At 72.2% G+C, this 15,797-nt stretch carries 19 protein-coding genes; 13 read left to right on the forward strand and 6 right to left on the reverse strand.

Going from position 1 to position 15,797, the window contains the following annotated elements; all coding sequences use genetic code 11:
- Nucleotides 1–1,011 precede the first annotated feature (1,011 nt).
- Entirely contained in the window at nucleotides 1,012–1,164 is a 153-nt protein-coding gene (locus tag ACH4LD_RS42490) for a hypothetical protein (RefSeq protein WP_398059799.1), read from the forward strand.
- A 469-nt stretch (nucleotides 1,165–1,633) separates the two neighbouring features.
- Here ACH4LD_RS42490 and ACH4LD_RS42495 read toward each other — a convergent pair whose 3' ends face one another.
- On the reverse strand, nucleotides 1,634–1,816 hold the full coding sequence (locus ACH4LD_RS42495; protein ID WP_398059797.1) for a hypothetical protein: 183 nt from the start codon (nucleotides 1,814–1,816) through the stop codon (nucleotides 1,634–1,636).
- A gap of 937 nt (nucleotides 1,817–2,753) precedes the next feature.
- On the opposite strand from ACH4LD_RS42495, the gene ACH4LD_RS42500 reads away from it, so the two are divergent.
- Entirely contained in the window at nucleotides 2,754–2,951 is a 198-nt protein-coding gene (locus tag ACH4LD_RS42500) for a hypothetical protein (protein ID WP_398059795.1), read from the forward strand.
- A 561-nt stretch (nucleotides 2,952–3,512) separates the two neighbouring features.
- Here ACH4LD_RS42500 and ACH4LD_RS42505 read toward each other — a convergent pair.
- The 5 genes from ACH4LD_RS42505 to ACH4LD_RS42525 all read right to left on the reverse strand — a co-directional run bounded on the left by ACH4LD_RS42505 (nucleotide 3,513) and on the right by ACH4LD_RS42525 (nucleotide 7,873).
- On the reverse strand, nucleotides 3,513–4,088 hold the full coding sequence (locus ACH4LD_RS42505; RefSeq protein ID WP_398059793.1) for a transcriptional regulator: 576 nt from the start codon (nucleotides 4,086–4,088) through the stop codon (nucleotides 3,513–3,515).
- Nucleotides 4,089–4,214: 126 nt separating this feature from the next.
- A complete protein-coding gene (locus ACH4LD_RS42510) occupies nucleotides 4,215–5,582 on the reverse strand; it encodes an AAA family ATPase (protein ID WP_398059791.1) in 1,368 nt (455 codons plus the stop codon).
- Entirely contained in the window at nucleotides 5,579–6,550 is a 972-nt protein-coding gene (locus ACH4LD_RS42515) for a helix-turn-helix domain-containing protein (RefSeq protein WP_398059787.1), read from the reverse strand. The genes ACH4LD_RS42510 and ACH4LD_RS42515 overlap by 4 nt, the downstream gene beginning before the upstream one ends.
- Nucleotides 6,551–6,769: 219 nt before the next feature.
- Complete coding sequence (locus tag ACH4LD_RS42520; RefSeq protein WP_398059785.1) at nucleotides 6,770–7,006, reverse strand: hypothetical protein; 237 nt, start codon at nucleotides 7,004–7,006, stop codon at nucleotides 6,770–6,772.
- A 72-nt stretch (nucleotides 7,007–7,078) separates the two neighbouring features.
- Nucleotides 7,079–7,873 (reverse strand): GntR family transcriptional regulator, encoded by a 795-nt coding sequence (locus ACH4LD_RS42525; protein ID WP_398059783.1) that lies wholly within the window; start codon nucleotides 7,871–7,873, stop codon nucleotides 7,079–7,081.
- Nucleotides 7,874–8,152: 279 nt separating this feature from the next.
- Between ACH4LD_RS42525 and ACH4LD_RS42530 the strand changes: the two genes are divergently transcribed.
- The 11 genes from ACH4LD_RS42530 to ACH4LD_RS42580 all read left to right on the forward strand — a co-directional run bounded on the left by ACH4LD_RS42530 (nucleotide 8,153) and on the right by ACH4LD_RS42580 (nucleotide 15,657).
- The gene (locus ACH4LD_RS42530; protein WP_398059781.1) at nucleotides 8,153–8,620 is read left to right on the forward strand and encodes an RNA polymerase sigma factor; all 468 of its coding nucleotides are present in this window, start codon (nucleotides 8,153–8,155) and stop codon (nucleotides 8,618–8,620) included.
- Nucleotides 8,617–8,757: a hypothetical protein gene (locus ACH4LD_RS42535; protein WP_398059779.1), complete on the forward strand. Its 141-nt coding sequence runs from the start codon at nucleotides 8,617–8,619 to the stop codon at nucleotides 8,755–8,757. Before ACH4LD_RS42530 ends, ACH4LD_RS42535 begins: the two co-directional genes overlap by 4 nt.
- Nucleotides 8,754–9,002, forward strand: coding sequence for a hypothetical protein (locus ACH4LD_RS42540; RefSeq protein WP_398059777.1), 249 nt, complete (start codon nucleotides 8,754–8,756; stop codon nucleotides 9,000–9,002). The genes ACH4LD_RS42535 and ACH4LD_RS42540 overlap by 4 nt, the downstream gene beginning before the upstream one ends.
- Entirely contained in the window at nucleotides 8,999–9,175 is a 177-nt protein-coding gene (locus ACH4LD_RS42545; RefSeq protein ID WP_398059775.1) for a hypothetical protein, read from the forward strand. Before ACH4LD_RS42540 ends, ACH4LD_RS42545 begins: the two co-directional genes overlap by 4 nt.
- A gap of 301 nt (nucleotides 9,176–9,476) precedes the next feature.
- The gene (locus tag ACH4LD_RS42550) at nucleotides 9,477–9,695 is read left to right on the forward strand and encodes a hypothetical protein (RefSeq protein ID WP_398059773.1); all 219 of its coding nucleotides are present in this window, start codon (nucleotides 9,477–9,479) and stop codon (nucleotides 9,693–9,695) included.
- On the forward strand, nucleotides 9,695–9,976 hold the full coding sequence (locus ACH4LD_RS42555; RefSeq protein ID WP_398059771.1) for a hypothetical protein: 282 nt from the start codon (nucleotides 9,695–9,697) through the stop codon (nucleotides 9,974–9,976). Before ACH4LD_RS42550 ends, ACH4LD_RS42555 begins: the two co-directional genes overlap by 1 nt.
- The gene (locus ACH4LD_RS42560; RefSeq protein ID WP_398059769.1) at nucleotides 9,973–10,593 is read left to right on the forward strand and encodes a hypothetical protein; all 621 of its coding nucleotides are present in this window, start codon (nucleotides 9,973–9,975) and stop codon (nucleotides 10,591–10,593) included. Before ACH4LD_RS42555 ends, ACH4LD_RS42560 begins: the two co-directional genes overlap by 4 nt.
- The gene (locus tag ACH4LD_RS42565; protein ID WP_398059767.1) at nucleotides 10,593–12,737 is read left to right on the forward strand and encodes a hypothetical protein; all 2,145 of its coding nucleotides are present in this window, start codon (nucleotides 10,593–10,595) and stop codon (nucleotides 12,735–12,737) included. The genes ACH4LD_RS42560 and ACH4LD_RS42565 overlap by 1 nt, the downstream gene beginning before the upstream one ends.
- 191 nt (nucleotides 12,738–12,928) lie before the next feature.
- Nucleotides 12,929–13,120, forward strand: coding sequence for a hypothetical protein (locus ACH4LD_RS42570; RefSeq protein ID WP_398059765.1), 192 nt, complete (start codon nucleotides 12,929–12,931; stop codon nucleotides 13,118–13,120).
- 30 nt (nucleotides 13,121–13,150) lie between these two features.
- Nucleotides 13,151–13,648, forward strand: a complete 498-nt coding sequence (locus tag ACH4LD_RS42575) for a hypothetical protein (RefSeq protein WP_398059763.1) — start codon at nucleotides 13,151–13,153, stop codon at nucleotides 13,646–13,648.
- 554 nt (nucleotides 13,649–14,202) lie between these two features.
- Nucleotides 14,203–15,657 carry a DUF2637 domain-containing protein gene (locus tag ACH4LD_RS42580; RefSeq protein ID WP_398059761.1) on the forward strand — a complete coding sequence of 485 codons (1,455 nt, stop codon included), beginning with the start codon at nucleotides 14,203–14,205 and terminating at the stop codon, nucleotides 15,655–15,657.
- The last annotated feature ends 140 nt before the right edge of the window (nucleotides 15,658–15,797 follow it).

The raw sequence follows: 15,797 nt of genomic DNA on the forward strand, positions 1-15,797 counted from the left end.
GGCGTGCGCTCCGCGCCCGCCTGAAGCAGCAACAGCAAGAGGAGCCGGGGGTGACGCACCCTCAACCCTCCCCGCCCAACCGGGCGGTACACCCCGCACCAAGATCAGGTGAAGCGAGGCGCTCAAATCCCGCGCCACGCAGGGAGGCTACCACCCCGACACCCCACACGACAGCAGAACCAGCCAATCTGACATACCTTCCCCAACTCGTTGTGCGTCATGACGCACCATCGGGATAGAGTCTGGGCTCAGCACGCACCCCCTCCCCTTGGCTCCCCCCCTAAGAACTCGCGAACCTGAGACAGCGTCACCCAGCATGCGATAAAGCCCCACGACAGCGATTCCGACCGTCAATCTCTCACCTCATGACAGTGGCACATCCATCCAAAAACAACCGCTGACCAGCCTTGCAACACCCCACCCCAGAACTCCATCACTGCCCCTCACCACCACTGACACGAAGCCGATAGATCGCACCTTGCGATAAAGCTCAGGAATCTGCACCAACTTGTCCAGCGCATCTGCACCTCAACGTCCCGGCAACACGTCACGCCGATGATCACCGGGCCCGTAGGCGCTCCACTCTACAGAGGCAGTTGTCAGAAAAGTGCAGTTCAGAGCGGGTTTGTGCGTTGGGTTGACCATCGTCACGGATCTCGCGAGGTGGTGTCCATCCCCGTTTGCCTGCCCGAGACCCGGCGCCAGGGAGAAGGGGCTGTGCATGATCTCCAACCCTCCTCACAGCGGGCTCAACAACCGCGTCGTGCAACTACCGCTGGCCTCTTCCGGATAGCGTCAAGCCCCCAGATCTAGGGGTGGCGCTTGGTCATCACCCCAGGTCAGGGCCGGTGTTGGCTTTGTGTCGGGTTTGGTGTCGGGGGGTGCCCCTTATGCTTAGCGTCGGTCCTCTGCGGAGTCCGCTCGCGCTTCACCACGAGGAAGCTCGACGGGCGCCTCGTCGTGGAGGCCCAGCCAAAAGGCTGGGTACCTCTGGGCTCCCAGGAGGACCAGATGGAAGGTGAGGAAACCGCCTCATCGGTTGAGGCAGTCGAGGAAGCCGCCGAGCGGCGCCGGAAGCGGCGCCAGACGCTCGTGCAGGTCGCGCTTGACTGGTCGCCGGTGCTGGCGAGACTCGCCGCCTTCTTGATGCAGCACCTCCTCTGACAGGGGAGCAGCAAGTCGCGGTCGTCCGGGCAGCATGAAGCCCGGCCATCTCGTACACGACCGGGCTTCATGCTGTATCGCGGCGGAGGGCCTCTGACCTGGGATGCCGCCCGGGGAGGAGGCCCTTCCGTGTGTAGACGTTGTGTCTACACTCGCACCCCGATCGTAGCGTGACTTATCGCTTGACCTACAGCCCCGCTACCAGCTCGGACGCCGTTTGTGTACTCACACGGTGCCCGCAATCTGTAGCGATGCCGGGGAGCGCCCCTCTTTCTGGGTCAGATACCGGTACGGCGGTCGAGGGTGAGGGCGTCATCCTGGTCCAGGAGCAGCGTGTACTTGCTGGGCTTGGGTGCGGCCGGCTGTTCAGGCGCGGGTGCCGTCACACCGTTCTGCCGTTCCCGCCTGGGCCGAGCCCGGAGCCAGGGCCGGGATCGCGCTCACCCCGGCCGCGGCCTGGTGCTCCGGTTCACCGGCCGGCGGCGCTGGCCACGGTGGTCACCATCGCCACCAGTACCGCCGCGCCCGTCAGCGCCACGGTCAGCGGCGCGGTGAGCACCGGGCGCCGGTAGGCGGCGTATCCGAGCGCGGCGACGACCAGGGCGCCGACCAGGACCAGCAGTAGGACGACCAGCAGAGCGAGCGTGGACATACGGGATTCCCCCTCAGGGTTCGGGCGCGCCCCGGAGATGGGGCGCACTGTGGAAACGGCTTGTGGAGCGCGTGGGCGTCGCCCAGGTCTTGCGTCTCGGGCAGACGGCCCGGAGACGCGGCGCCAGGATCTTTGCTGCGGGGGTTAGCCCCGCAACCCGGCCGTGACCAGCGCGTTCACATCTGGGAGAGGGAGTCGGTGAAGTGGCGGGCGGACAGCGCAGCCCGCCAGGTCCGCCACGACCACCGCCATGTCGACCGGAATGCCACCGGAATGGGACCGCCAAGCACCGCCATGGCACCGCCATCCGGGAAGGACCGTGACGGTGGGCATGGCGGTGCATACCGGGCAGGGTGGCGGTGAGCATGGCGGTGCAAACCGGGCACGGCCCGGCGCGCGGCGGACTTGCCCTACAAGTTGCTCTACAACTTGCCCCACAAGTTGCCCTACAACTTGCCCCTCAACTTGCTCTACAACTTGCCTCCACCGACCCTGCCGGGCAGGCGAAACCGCAGATCAGGGCAGGTTGTCAAGGGGCACTGAGGGCGCCGACTACTTCCCTGTGGCACCCCTGCCGGACACCTCGGGCCGCAGGTCGCACCCTGAGTCCCGTCCTGAGTCGCCTCCCGGGTCGCGCCCTCGGTCCCGTCCTTGGTCGCATCCTGGGTCGTGTCGCACGCCGTCCCGGGATCCCACGAAACCCCAGGTCGGCGCCGTGATTCCGGACGGCCCGGCACGCCGACTACTTCCCTGGGCAGCTCCCCGGCGCTCCGGTCCCCGGCCGCGGGCCGCCTCCAGGTGCACCGCCTGGTGCTCGCGCCCGGCCCGAAGTTCACTGCCTCGCGCGTGCGCGACACGCGCGCGCCTTGGGAGCCGGTCAGGAGCGGGTGGCCGGGGCGGTGAAGAAGAACCCCCCTCCCGCCGGGATGATCGGGCGATGACCGACCGCCGCCCGCTGGGCACCGGACCCGCCACCGCCGAGCCGTCCCGCACACCAGACGCCGATCCGCCGGCGCCGCGCGCGCAGCTCGCCGCCGAACGCCTCCCGTCCGTCCCGGCCGCCGCCGAGCCGAAGCCGCGCACGACTGGCGGGCGCCGCACGCTCGGCGCCGGCCCCGCCGAGCCCGGGCGGTGACACCGGGGCTGTGACAGCCGCGCCGGGTCGGATCCGGGGCGGCCACGCGCCGAGCCGCGCCCTTACGCGCGTGCGCGCCGCAGCGCGTGCGTGAAACCGCGGCACGCGCAGCCCGCGACACGCGCGGCACGCGTTGGACCGCCCAAGAAGCCGTCGGGAGCACTCCGCGGCCCGCCGCCCGTCTCGTGTGCACGCGGGTGCCCGTGCACGTGTGCACGCCCCAACCACGCGTACGCGTACGCCTGCCTTGCCGGGCCCGGGACGCCGATCCGGCGCAGTGATGATGACGGTGACGGGCCCCCGGGCTGATCGGCTTTCGATCGGTTCGGCATCGGCCGGCATCGGAGGGGTGGACCGATCAGCAGCCGATCAGCCCGCCGATCCCGAACCGGTCCCCACCAGCGAAAGCCGTTCAGGCCGTTCAACTGCCGCCACCCCCCACCCTGAGGCGCTGTAGGGCGATCTGGCGGCCTAACAGACCCCACCCTGACCAACGAGGCCCGGACGGTACGAAAACGCGGGAGACAGCCGCACAGCGGCTGTCTCGGGCGCCTACCAGGGTCAGGCGGCGAAGCCGATGTTGGTGACGTACTCGTATTGGCCCCACTCCGAGCCGAGGTCCACGGTCGCGTCGCTCACCCATGCGTCGTCCAGGGCCGCGTCGTCACCGGCCGCCCACGCGGCGACGATCCGGTCCCAGTGCCGGACGTTGAGCGTGCGGTAGCTCAGCGCCCGCTGCCTCGGCCGTGGCACCTGGGACTGGTTGAGCGGGTGGAACTCCACCCGGGTCCCACGGCCGGCGCGGTTGAGGCGGGCCAGAAGGCTGCGGGCCACGTTGCGCCGGCGCACCGCGCGGTACGCCTCCTCGATGCGCGCCAGGTTCCGCGCGGACGGAGAGCGCCGCCCCTCCAGCCAGGCCCTCAGCGTGCGGTCGGTGACCGTCAGGCCCGCCTCGCGGGCAGCGGCGCGGGCGTGCTCGGTGCGGGTGAGGTAGTGCAGGCGGGCCAGCAGGCCGCGCCGGACCGTGACGGGCGTGGCGATGAAGCCAGCGAGCGCGTCGAGCTGCCGGGCAGCGGCCTCGTGCCCCTTGATGCCGCGGGCACCGAACGCCCCGAACTGGATGTTGCGTTCCGGCATGGGCCGGATCCCTCCTTGATCGCCTGTGTGGCCGCCTGGGCGCCAAACAGCGGCCCCGGCGGGGGTTCTCCCCTTCAGGCCCCTGTGCGGCCGCGAGGCGGGCGCACAGGGGCGCTGCGGAAGGTGCTAGCCGATCTGCTGGTCGTCCCAGAACGTCTGATCCGGGATCAGCCCGGCGGCCACCGCCTGCTCTTCGGTGAGCGTCGGCCCCGGGATGGGGGCGTTACCGGCGTACTGGATGGCCGTCCACGGCCACGGATGGCCACCGCACAGCTGCTCAGGCCACACCCGCTCGGAGCGGGCGCCGCGCCACGGCACCCAGTCCATCAGCCGCAGCTCCTGGGCGCCGACCTCGGTTGACGGGCTGAGCCCGAAGCCGTACTCCGGCCAGCGCAGCCACAGGCTGGAGCCGATGGGGCGCAGGTCGCGGCGCTTGGCGCCGGGCACGGCGTGCGGGGAGTGCGCCTCGATGAGCATCGCCGCGCCGCCGGAGACCGTGCGCAGCATCTCCAGCGCGGACATGAGCACCCGCGCGGTCTCCTCGTCGTTCGGGTTGCCGGTCAGCGTGAGCTTGTACAGCGGGCCGATCACGATCAGGTCCGGCTTGGCGCGCTCGATCCGGCGGGCGAGGTAGGCCCGGTCCGCCGGCCGCGCCAGGTCGACGCCGCGCTCGTTCAGGAACTCCAGCGTCACCCGCGCCGGATCGATCGCCGCGCCCTCGGCCGCGGCGGCCTGGGCCATCTGCTCGATCCACGGGCGGGCCTGGTCCCGGGAGTTCTCGGCGTCGATGAGCATGCAGCGCACCGGCGTGATCCGGGCCTTCTTCCACGGGTGCAGCCCGGCCGCCGCGCGCAGCAGCATCTGCCGCAGCAGCAGCGATTTGCCGCCGCCTTCGCCGCCCGTGACGATCAGCCGGTCCCAGCGCGCCAGCACCCCGGGCAGCACCCAGTCCGGCTCCGCCGGGGTCTCGGCCAGGAACGTGCCCAGGTCCAGCAGCGGCGCGTCCGCGACCGCCAGGCCCCGGTCCCGGGCCGCGCGCATCTCCTCCACCGCCCGCTCGGCGATCTCGGCTGCCTCCCCGGCACCGGAACGCGCGGCGGCCACCGCGGCGACGCCGGCCGCCTCCACCCGCCGCAGCAGCGCCGCGTCGCGGACGACCTTGGCGTACTCCACGGCCGCGTACACGGTTGGCACCGCCTGCACCAGGTGGTGCAGGTAGGGCCGCCCGCCGACCTTCTCCAGCAGCCCGCGCCGCTCCAGTTCCGCCGTCACCGTGATCGGGTCACACGCATCCCGGCGGGTGCGCATCGCGCACGCCACCTCGAACAGCAGCTGGTGACGCGGCTCGCGGAAGTCGGCGGCCTCGACCTGCTCCACCAGCTCCATGAACGCCGCATCCGCTGCGTCCCCGGGCGTCAGCAGCGCACCCAGCACCGCCTCAGCGGCCTCCAGCTCACGGGCCTGCCGTTCGTCCTGGTCCTCGAAGCCGGTCACAGCATCGCCCCCCGCATCACCCGCGCCCGCAACGCCGCCACCTGCTCCGGCGTCGCCGGCCGCTCACCACCAGGCGCAGCGGCACCCGCCGGGCCGGCCTGCCCCGGGATCGGCTCCCGCGAGGTCTCCGCGTGCTGCACCAGGTCCCGCCAGCCGTTCGCGGGCATCTCCGCCGCCCGCGCCGCCAGCCACGCCAGCGGGTAGCCCGCCGCCAGCAACTCCGCCGCCTGCGCCCGCAGACGCTCACGCGAGCCGTTCACCATCGGACGCCCCAGCGCCCGGACGTACGCGTCGACCACCACATCGGCAGCCTCCCGGGCACGGGGCGCCTCCGAGCCGCCCCGCTCCGGCGCAGCCGCCTCTCTCTCTCGCGTTTGGAGCGGCTGTGACGGCTGGGCGACGAACGCGCCAGCGGGGACAGAGAAGAGAGAGTTCAAATCCTTAGAACTATTGGTGCTCGATTTGAACACCCGTGAGAGATCGATTTGAACACCCGTGACGGGTGCTTCCTTCGACGGGTGCTCAGATCGGGCACCCGCTGACCTGCGCTTCTTCGACGGGTGTTCAAATCGAGCACCCGTGGCGCGGGTCGGCTTCGACGGGTGTTCAGATCGAGCACCCGTGGCCTGGACGCGGCAGACATCGCCCACGCTGTGACCGCCCGGGCAGCCCGGCTCGTGCCCGCCCGCCAGGTCGTACACCGGCGGCCGGCGGTCCGCCCGCAGGTGGCTCACCAGCTCCGGATCACCCGGAATGAGTACGCCCCCGGCCTTCAGCCGGCGCAGGTGCTTCAACACCGTGGACTCGCCCATCAGGCACTCGCCCGCCAGCGTCTCCGCCGAGGCGTAGCAGCCCCGCATCTCACCGTTCGTGTGGTTCGCCACCCGGATCAGCACCAACAGCTCGCCGCCGTTCTTGCAGTGCTTGATCCCGACCTCATCCACCCACGTCTGCGCCTGGTAGCTCACCGCGCCACCCCCGCGCGCGACGGGTGCTGTGGCCTGCGGGCTCGGTCATCTCGTACGCTCAAGGGGAGCGCACCTCCACTCATCTCGTGTGCTTCACCGTCACCCGGGGGGCCACCCGGGCGACGGACGTACTGGCCCCGCTTCGGCGGGGCCTTTGCGTTGTGCGGACCATCCTGCCTCTGTCCGCCTGTGGACAGAGGACCGGTGAACACCAGCGGGTCAGTCGCGATCGAATGCTTCGCCGCAGTCGTGCCCGGTGGTCGGTTCGGCGAGCGCGGTGAAGGCGGTCAGAGGCTGCTCGATCCACTCGGTGCGCGCGGTGTGGGCGTGCTCGTCGCACGCGTAGACCTCGGTGCGGATGGGCCCGTAGGCGAGGCCGTCGACCGGTGCACGGCCTTCGATCAAGATGGTCGCGGGCCTGGTGCAGGTACCGATGTGCCGGGTGGTCTTGGGCATGCGCAGTCCTTCATGTCGGGGCCTGTGGCGTTTCGGGCGCCATGCTCATGCATGGCGCGTTGATGAAGCTGTTTACGGGGTCGGTGAAACAGGATCCGTTGGCCAACTGGCACTTTTGTCACGCCGCAGCTCAGAAACGAGCTCCACGCGGTCCCCAGGGATTGCGCGAATCGTTACCTCTATCGTCGCGCCATCCTTTGCCGACTTTCCGACAATTGCCGTTTCTAGCACCGGCATTTCTTCGGAAATTTCCAGCAACTGTGCTTCTTCCCTGCTGGGCATTCGCGTGCGGATGAATTCCGTCCACGAAATTGGACCGTGCCCTGCTTCTTCCAGGCGGTCGAGATAGCCACCCGGTCCGGTAGACGCCTCGGCGATCTGGGGGGCGTCACGAATTGCTTCCTCGCTGAGCCAGGTATCCACCACCTGGAAGGGGGGCTCCCCAGCCGGGCTGGTTACGCGGCGCCGCCGCAAGGTCTCTGTGCCGGCCTCGATGCCCATCAGCTCTGCCACGCGCTCTGGGGCGGGGAGACGCTCACGGAACGGGCGACCATGCGGCACCCATCGTTCGTCGGGGCGGGAAGCCGCAGGGAACACGTAGCCCGCGCGAGGGTTACGTGTCACGACCTGACCTCGGGCGATGCGGCGCCTCTCGATGCGCCAGTCCAGAACGACGATCCCGCGCCGCTTGATCGGTCGCACGAGCCCCTCACGCTCCAGGACCGCCAGTGCTGCCGAGATGACGCCGCGTCCGACGCCGTACATGGCAGTCAGGTCTTCATACCTCGGCAAGGTGCCGCCCACCTCATACTCGCCACCCCTGATGCGGGACCGCAGGTCAGCGGCAACTTCCTCGTATCGGGCCACGCCTTGTCTCCTTCCTGGGGGCCGGTGCTGATCTTCCGGCCACGACTCCACAGTACCGGTACTGATCCGGTTCGACGTAGCCCACAGTACCGGTACTGTTGACGAAACAGTACCGGTACTGTTCTATGGGTTGTGTTGATCGGGCTCCAGGGCCGGATCAGCAAGACCTGCATAAATGCAGGCGCCCGGCCTGGTGTTAGCGCACCAGACCGGGCGGCGGGACCGGTGTTAGCGCACCGGTCCCGCTGTCGGAACCCCTGGATGAGAGGGAGATCCAACGTGTCGATCGTGGCAGATCAGGGGCTGTTAGCGCAGGTGGCTGCCCGCGCTGATGAGCACGAGAAGTCGAAGGAGCCGTTGCCGCAGCGTCCGCGTGGTCCGCACCCGTACCCGGCGGGCCGTGTCGGTGGCGCGGCCCGGGTGGAGGACTCCGGGGCGCGGGAGGTGCTGGCCGGCTGGTTCGGCGAGTACGCGCCGATGGTCCAGGGCGTGGTGGCCCGGGCGGTCCGCCCCGGTGACCTGGACCTGGTGGAGGACCTGGCGCAGGACGTGTGGGTGGAGGCGTGGCAGTACCTGCTGCGCGGCAACGAGGTGGCGCGGCCGGCGGGTCTGCTGGCCCAGAAGGCGCGGCGCCGGGTGGCCAAGCACTACGCGTCGGCGCGGGTGCGCCGGGAGCTGCTGTGCGACTACCAGGACGACACGGCGGCGGTGGTGCGGCTGGCGTCGTGGCTGGGGGCTGCGGCATGAGCGACGACGCGGCGCGGCAGCAGGCGGCGGCGGAGATGGAGGCGGCGCGGCAGCGCGCGGCGGCGGACCTGGCTGCGGCGCAGGAGGCGCTGGACCGGCTGCGTGAGGCTGCGGCACAGGCCGGGGGTGCGCGGTGACGGGCGAGCTGGCGGCGCAGATCGGGCCGCGCACGGTGGGCGCGGTCTACCAGAACAGCGATGGCGCGTTCGAGGTGCTCGCGCTGGTGACGGACCCCGCCGAGGCGGCGGGGCTGCTCAAGCGGCGTGCGGCGCGGTTCGCGGTGATCGTGCGGGACGTGCTGCGTGCGGACGGCCAGCCGTTCGCGGTCGGCTCGGTGTGGACCTGCTCGGACCGCCTGGTGCGGGCGGGAGGTGCCCGGTGAGGTACGCCGTGATCTTTTGGGCGCTGCGCGTGGTGGCCGTGGCCGCGATCGTGGTCGAGGTCGCCGCGCTGGTCGCGGGGGACAGGCTGGTGCTGGACCTGGCGGCCGTGCTGGGTCTGGGTGCGGTCGCGGTCGCCTGGGTGCTCCGGCAGGACGGCGGTGAGCAGCGATGAGCGCGCGCCGTGTGAAGCCGCGCGCTGTCAAGGCCGCGCCGGTGGCTCCGGTGCTGGGGCAGATGGGCCTGTTCGGCTCCACGGAGCCGTGGGCGCCGAGTCGTGACTGCCAGTGCTTCCCGCCGGTGGTGAGGGCCTGCGGCCACTGCAAGCTCTGCGACTCCTGCCAGGACTGCGGCCGGTGCGCCGGCCGCGGCTGCGGGTGCTCGTGCGAGGGCTGACGGCCCTGCGTCATCACCAGCCTGACGCCGGGCTGGTGGTGGCGCAGGGACCGGACAGCCCGGCCCCGGAGAGGACTTTCGTGACCACCCGCAACGAGGCGCTGTCCAGCGCCAGCAACGCCGCCGGTCGTGCCGCCCATCTCGCCGGTGAGGCCGAGCGGTACGCCCGCCACCCCGACCACCCGCACACGGTCGCCCCGCTCGCCGCGGCCGGCGCGCTGTGGGCGGACGTGGCCCGCGCGTACGCGGCGATCGCCGCACTCCTGTCCGAGACCGAGACCGCCGAGAAGGAGGGCTGATGTACGGCCAGATGCGTATCGCGCTGCTGGACCGCGCGGTGGCCGCCGCCGGGCGGTGCGCGCGTGTCGCGCGGCTCGCGGTGCGCCTTGCCACCCGCACCCGGCTTGCGCCGACCGACCTGTACGCCGCGCTGGCCACCGCCAGGTTCATGGCGGCGCACGAGCTGATCGAGCGGGCCGAGGCGGCCTGCGACCTGGAGACGGACCCCGACCTGGACCTGGTGCAGATCCGCCAGCCGATCTGGTTCGGCGGCACGACGATCGTGGAGGACGAACTGTGAGCAGCGTGAACGGCAGTGACGGCAAGGGCTGGCCCGGGGATGGGACGGCGCGGCTGAACCAGACGCCCCCTCAGGGCTCGTACGCGGCCGGTCCCGGACCGCAGGCCGGTCCCTCGCGCCCGACGCGGCACACCCACAAGGAGCGCACCTACAACGTCAACCTCGGCGTGGGAGGGGGCGGCCGTGGCGCGGGCGGCGGGGCGCCGGCGAACGGCACGGGTTCGGCCGGGGACTTCCACCAGGGCGACCGGCTGATCTACGCGGTGGAGCAGATCGAGATCACCAACAGCAAGGATATCCTGGCTCTGGCCAAGGCGATCAACCGTCTCGGGCGTGAGCTGCACCTGATCCTGGGCATGCGTGCCGAGGAGATCAACGGGGTGCTGTCCACCTACAAGGGCAAGTGGTACACCTTCGGCGCCTCCTCCCGGGTCAAGGCCCGTCTGGTCTCCGCCCACCTGAAGGTCAGCGCGGAGGCGGCGAAGGCGCTCGGGGTGGGCGCGCTGAAGATGTCGCACGCCCTGAACCGGCACTTCATCAAGCCCGAGCAGGAGGCCCGGGCCCGCCGCAACGGCCAGAAGCCCACCCGCCGCGCGTTCACGATCGAGGTGGACTGATGGCCGGCCGCAAGAAGACCACGGCCGCTGCGGCGGCACCGGTGAACACGTCGACGTCGACGGAGATCGTGCCGGTCGGCAAGGGCGGCTTCTTCGGTCATCTCGTCGGCCACGTGGCGGGCAAGGCCCTGCCCTACACCCCGCCGTGGGTCGGTGCGGCGACGCTGCCGCCGCTGGCCGGGTGGGCGACGAACACCATGTGGGGCCAGTCGCCGGTGGCGACCGGGCTGGCGTCGGCCGGCCTGGCGGTGGGCGGCGTGGCGCTGTCGGCTCTGACATGGAAGGCGACCCCGGCCACGACCAAGTTCGGCCGGTACCGCCGGGCGCAGGCCACCACTTCGGTGGCGGCCGGGATGAGCTGGCTGACCTGTGCGACGGCCGCCGGCCCGTTCGGGCATCCGCTGCTGGACCTGTGGCTGTTCGGCGGCGGGCTGTTTGCCGCGTCCTGGAACCTGCGCCAGATCCTGCGCAACGGCGCTTCCGGCGACGTCGCCGAGGAGACCAGTGGCGGCGGGCTGGGCGCGCTGGCCGAGGCGATCGGCTGGGAGAAGGTCAAGGTCAAGAACCCCAGGGGATCCGGCAAGGGCACCGTGACGGCCGGTGTGGAGGTGGAGCCCGGCGCCACGATCGAGGCGGTGCAGGCCACCACCGACCGCGTGGCCGCTGCCCTGCACGTCCCGCCGTCCGGCGTCACCGTGAAGCCGGACCCGGACAACGGCGCGCGCGGTGTGATCTCGCTGCGGGTGGCCGACCTACTCAAGGACGGTGTGCCGTTCGCCCCGCCGCGCGCGCTGGGGCTGCTGCCCACCGAGGAAATCCCGGTCGGCCTGTACGCCGACGGCGAGGTGTGGGCGATCAACCCGTTCGACGCCGACATCCTCCAGCACCTGCTGGTGATGGGTGTGACCGGCGCGGGCAAGTCCGAGTTCGCCCGCACGGTGCTCACCCACCTGATGTGCCGCCGCCAGATGAGCATCTTCCTGGTGGACGTGGCCAAGGGGCGTCAGACGGTCGGTCACATCAAGGACGGCCTGGACTGGTTCATCACCGAGGAGGCCGAGGCCAAGCGCCTGCTGAAGGCGCTCCCCGGCGCCATCAAGGCGCGCGGCAGCGTCCTGGCGGACGAGGGCCTGGACCAGTGGACGCCCGCCTCGTCGCTGAACGCGGTGTGCGTGTGGCTGGAGGAGGCCGCCGACCTTGCCGACTTCAGCGAGATCGAGAAGGTGGCCCGCGCCGCCCGCTCGGTGGGGATCTGGCTGGTGGTCAGCCTTCAGCGCGCCACCTGGACCAACCTGTCCACCGACGTGCGCGCCAACCTCCAGGCCACCGCCTGCTTCGGCGTGGACGACCCGGGCGACGCCTCGTTCTGCCTGCCCGATCAGGTCACCGCCGCCGGCGCGGTCCCGGCCTGGGGCTCCGCCAGGCCGGGGTACGCGTTCGCCACCGGCATGGGCATCCCGCAGGAGCGGTGGACCACGGAGGTGCGCTCCGCCCTGACCGATCGCGAGTTCCTGTCCGCACTCGTGGGGGCCGCGGCGGTCGTGCGTGACCCGCTGGACGACACCACCGCGCAGGCCCTGGGGCAGGCGTACGCGCAGCGCGCCCACCGGGGCACCAACCGCACGACTCCGGGCGTGGCCGAGGCCCCTCCGGCCGCGCTGGCCGCCGCTCCGGTCGCCACCACGGCGATTCCGGGCCCGGCGCCCGTCCGTTCCGCCTACGTCCTGGAGGACGACACCGACATGTCCGAGATCGAGGAGGCCGCCGCCGTGGAGCTCCAGGAGGCCCGCGAGGAGATCCTCGGCGCGATCCCCGCCGACCCCGAGCCCGACGCCGACTACGCCCACCTCCGCCTGGAGGACGACGTGCCCGACGTCGACGACGACTCGGAACTCACCTTCGAGGACACGGGCCGCCCGTCGACCGAGGAGGCCCGGCACATCCTGTGCGCGGAGCTGGACGGCTGGGTCCAGGCCGGGCGGCTGGAGTTCGAGCCCGCCGACCTGATCCCCGCCACCGTGGCCGCCGGCCGCAAGCGGCCCTGGCTCCAGGGCGAGCTGAAGCGGCTCACCGAGATGGGCGTCATCCGGCGCGACGGGCACGGCGAGTACACGATCCTCGCCTCCCCGCTCCAGCCCGCCTAGCCGTCACCGAACGTGACGGCCTGACAGTCACGGCGCGGCCTGACTTCCGACAGTCAGGCCCGCCGGGGGCCTATAGGGAAGTCACGGAAATTCCCACGTGACAGGCCCTGACAGTGCTTCTGACTGTCAGAGATCCCCCGCTCTGACTTTCCCCTGACAGCTACTCAAAGTGACTGATTGGAGGGACGTTGATGTACACCGGACGCCCCGAAAACCTCCGCCAGCGCCAGGCCAAGGCAGCCGAAATGGCCGGGCAGATCGCCCGGATCCTGACCGCGATCGACGACCTCGGCGTCGGCCCGACCGCCGCCGCGAACGGCCGCATCACCGGCCCCGGCTTCGAGCTGCGCCGCATCAACGACCGCTGGACCGTCCGCGCCTGACCCCGACCCGCCGCACTGAGGAGAACTGCCGTGAACCCGGCCCATGACGCCCCACAGCCCGCCTCCGGCCTCGCTGACCGGCCGGACGTCCAAGACCTCATCAACGGCGTGAACGCCGCTCTGGCGCCCGCTGTGCCCACCGCCTACCGGGACTCCAGCCCCGTCCCCGCCATCGGTGCCGCGCCGCCCGTAGCGCAGCCCGGCCGACCCCCGATGAGTCAGCGCGCCACCGACGCCAGCGCCCTGATGCTGTCCGCCGGCGTCGCCTCCCTGCCGATCGGCGCCGTCACCATCGGGATCCTGCTCGCCTCCGGGCACGCCGACCCCGTGGCCGTCTCGGTCATCGCCGGAGCCCCGACCGCCCTGGTCCTGGCGCTGGCACGCCTGCTCCGGCGCGGCCGGGAGACCGTGCAGGCCGCGCCGCCCGTTCATCACCACCACTACGCCGCAGACGTCCACCAGGACATGAGCCAGCACCACACGACCACCCGCGGCCTGATCGCCCGGACCACGCAGAACGGCAGGTGAGCACGGGCCGGGAGATCGACCCTCCCGGCCCGGCCGGCCACGACCGCGCAGCAAGCGGTCCCGACCACGACACGGAGGATCCCGTGACGCACCAGGCAACCTACCCGCAGGCCCGCGCCCGCACCCTCGACGACCCTCCCGCCCACGACCGTCCCCGGGGCGCTCCGGACAGCGACACCCCCGTTCCGCCCGCGCCGGATTCCGCTCCGGATGCGCGGGTCGGTGTTCCGGCAGCGGTGGCTGGGGTGCAGACTGCCGGGATGCGTGAGGCGCTTGTGGATGAGCACAGTCGGCCCGGCGGGGTGTCCACGGCCGGGGCCACTCCGGCAGCGGCCGGGGCCGCTCCGGCGGCACACCCGGCCGCTCCGGGAGTACCGCAGACCGCTCCGCCCGTGCGGGGTCTGGGTGGCCCGAGGGTGCCGGGGGAGGGCCGGTCGGGGGTGTCCGCGGCCGGGGCCGCCCCAGAGGCGGCCGGGGCCGCGCCGGTCCCTCAGGAGGCCGCCGTGGGCGCCCCGGGGCCGGCCCCGGGCCTACGTGGCCGGGGGCCGGGCCGGGTGTCGGCCCGGGTAACGCGGGCGCTGGCCGCCGTGACCCTGCTCGGCATGATCCCGGTGGCCGGGGTCGGGTTCGCCGCTTCCTACGACACACTGCGTCAGGCGGCCGAGACCAAGGGCTTCTCACACGATCTGTCGTACTGGGTGCCGGTTGGTATCGACGGCGCGATCCTGGCGTTCCTGGCGCTGGACATCTACCTGACGTCGCGGCGGATCGGCTGGCCGCTGCTGCGGTTCGCCGCGCACGGCATGGTGCTGGCCACCGTCGTGTTCAACGCGGCCGGGGCCCGGGCCGGGGACCCGGTGGCCATGGCCTGGCACGGCCTGATGCCGATCCTGTTCGTGATCGGGGTCGAGGCGGTCCGCAAGCTGATCCTGCACGCCACCCGCCTGGCGGCCGGGGAGGTCACCGACCGTATCCCGCTGCACCGCTGGCTGCTGGCCCCGTCCGCGACCGCGCGCCTGTACCGGCGCATGCGGCTGGCGAACGTGACGTCCTACGACGAGATGATCCGGCGGGAGCAGGACCTGGACGGCTACCGCGTGTGGCTCACCCAGGAGCTCGGCGGCGACCTGTCCAAGGCATCCGAGGTGCAGCGCCTGCCGATGACGCTGGCCCCGCGCGGGTTCACCGTGGAGCAGGCGCTGGCGCTGCCTGCGCAGTGGGAGGCCGAGGCGGCCGAGCGGGCCCGCGAGGAGGCCGAACGGGCGGCGCTGGCCGAGGCGGAGTCGGCCGAGCGGGCGGCGGAACTGGAGATCAAGAAGCTGGCGGCGGCCGGACGGGTGGAGGCCGCACGGCACCGGGTGAAGTCGGAGACCGGAACGGCGGCGGCCCTCGCCGAGGCGTCCACGGCGGAGGCGCAGGCACAGGCGGAGTCGGCCCGGGCGCGGGCGGAGCGACTGCGCGCACAGGCGGAGCGGGCCGCCACGGCGGAGGCGGAAGCCTTCCAGTCGGCGGAGGCGGCGGCCCTGCTGCGCCAGGCCGCCGAAGACGAGAAGGCCGCCGCGCGCGCCCAGGCGGAGGCGGAGGCGGAGCGCCGCCGCGCACAGGCGGAGCGAGCCGAGGCCGAGCGTCTGGAGGCCGACGCGGAGGCGGAGCGGGCCCGGAAGGCGGAGGCGGCCAAGGTCGCCGAGCGTGCGGCGGCCGACGCGGAGACGGAGCGGCTGCGGGCGGCCGAGGCGCGGCACCGGATCGCAGTGATGGAGGCGGAGGCGGCCACGGCCGACGCCTGGGCCGGGCTCAGCCCGCGCCAGCTCAAGGCGCGCAAGGTGGCTCGCATGATCATGGCCGCCGGAGGCAGCGCCGGCCACGTCGACGTCGTGGAGTTGAAGGACATCGAAGCCGCGGTGGGCGTCGGCCGGACCGTGGCCGGGGACATCCGCAAGGAGGCGCAGGAGCTGCTGGCGGGCGGTTACGACCCGGCCACCGACTACCGGCCCCAGCACTGGGGCTGACGCGCAGAAAAGAGGCGAGCGGGGGGGGGCCCCCCCCCCCCGGGCGCCCCCCCCCCCCGGGGGGGCCCCCCCCCGCGGGGGCGCCCCAACCGAAATAGGTGTGTGTGGGCGCCCGCCCCCCCGCGCCCGGCCCCCCGCCC

Origin of the sequence: Streptomyces sp. NPDC017676 (assembly GCF_044329325.1) — a bacterium.
Classification (GTDB): domain Bacteria; phylum Actinomycetota; class Actinomycetes; order Streptomycetales; family Streptomycetaceae; genus Streptomyces.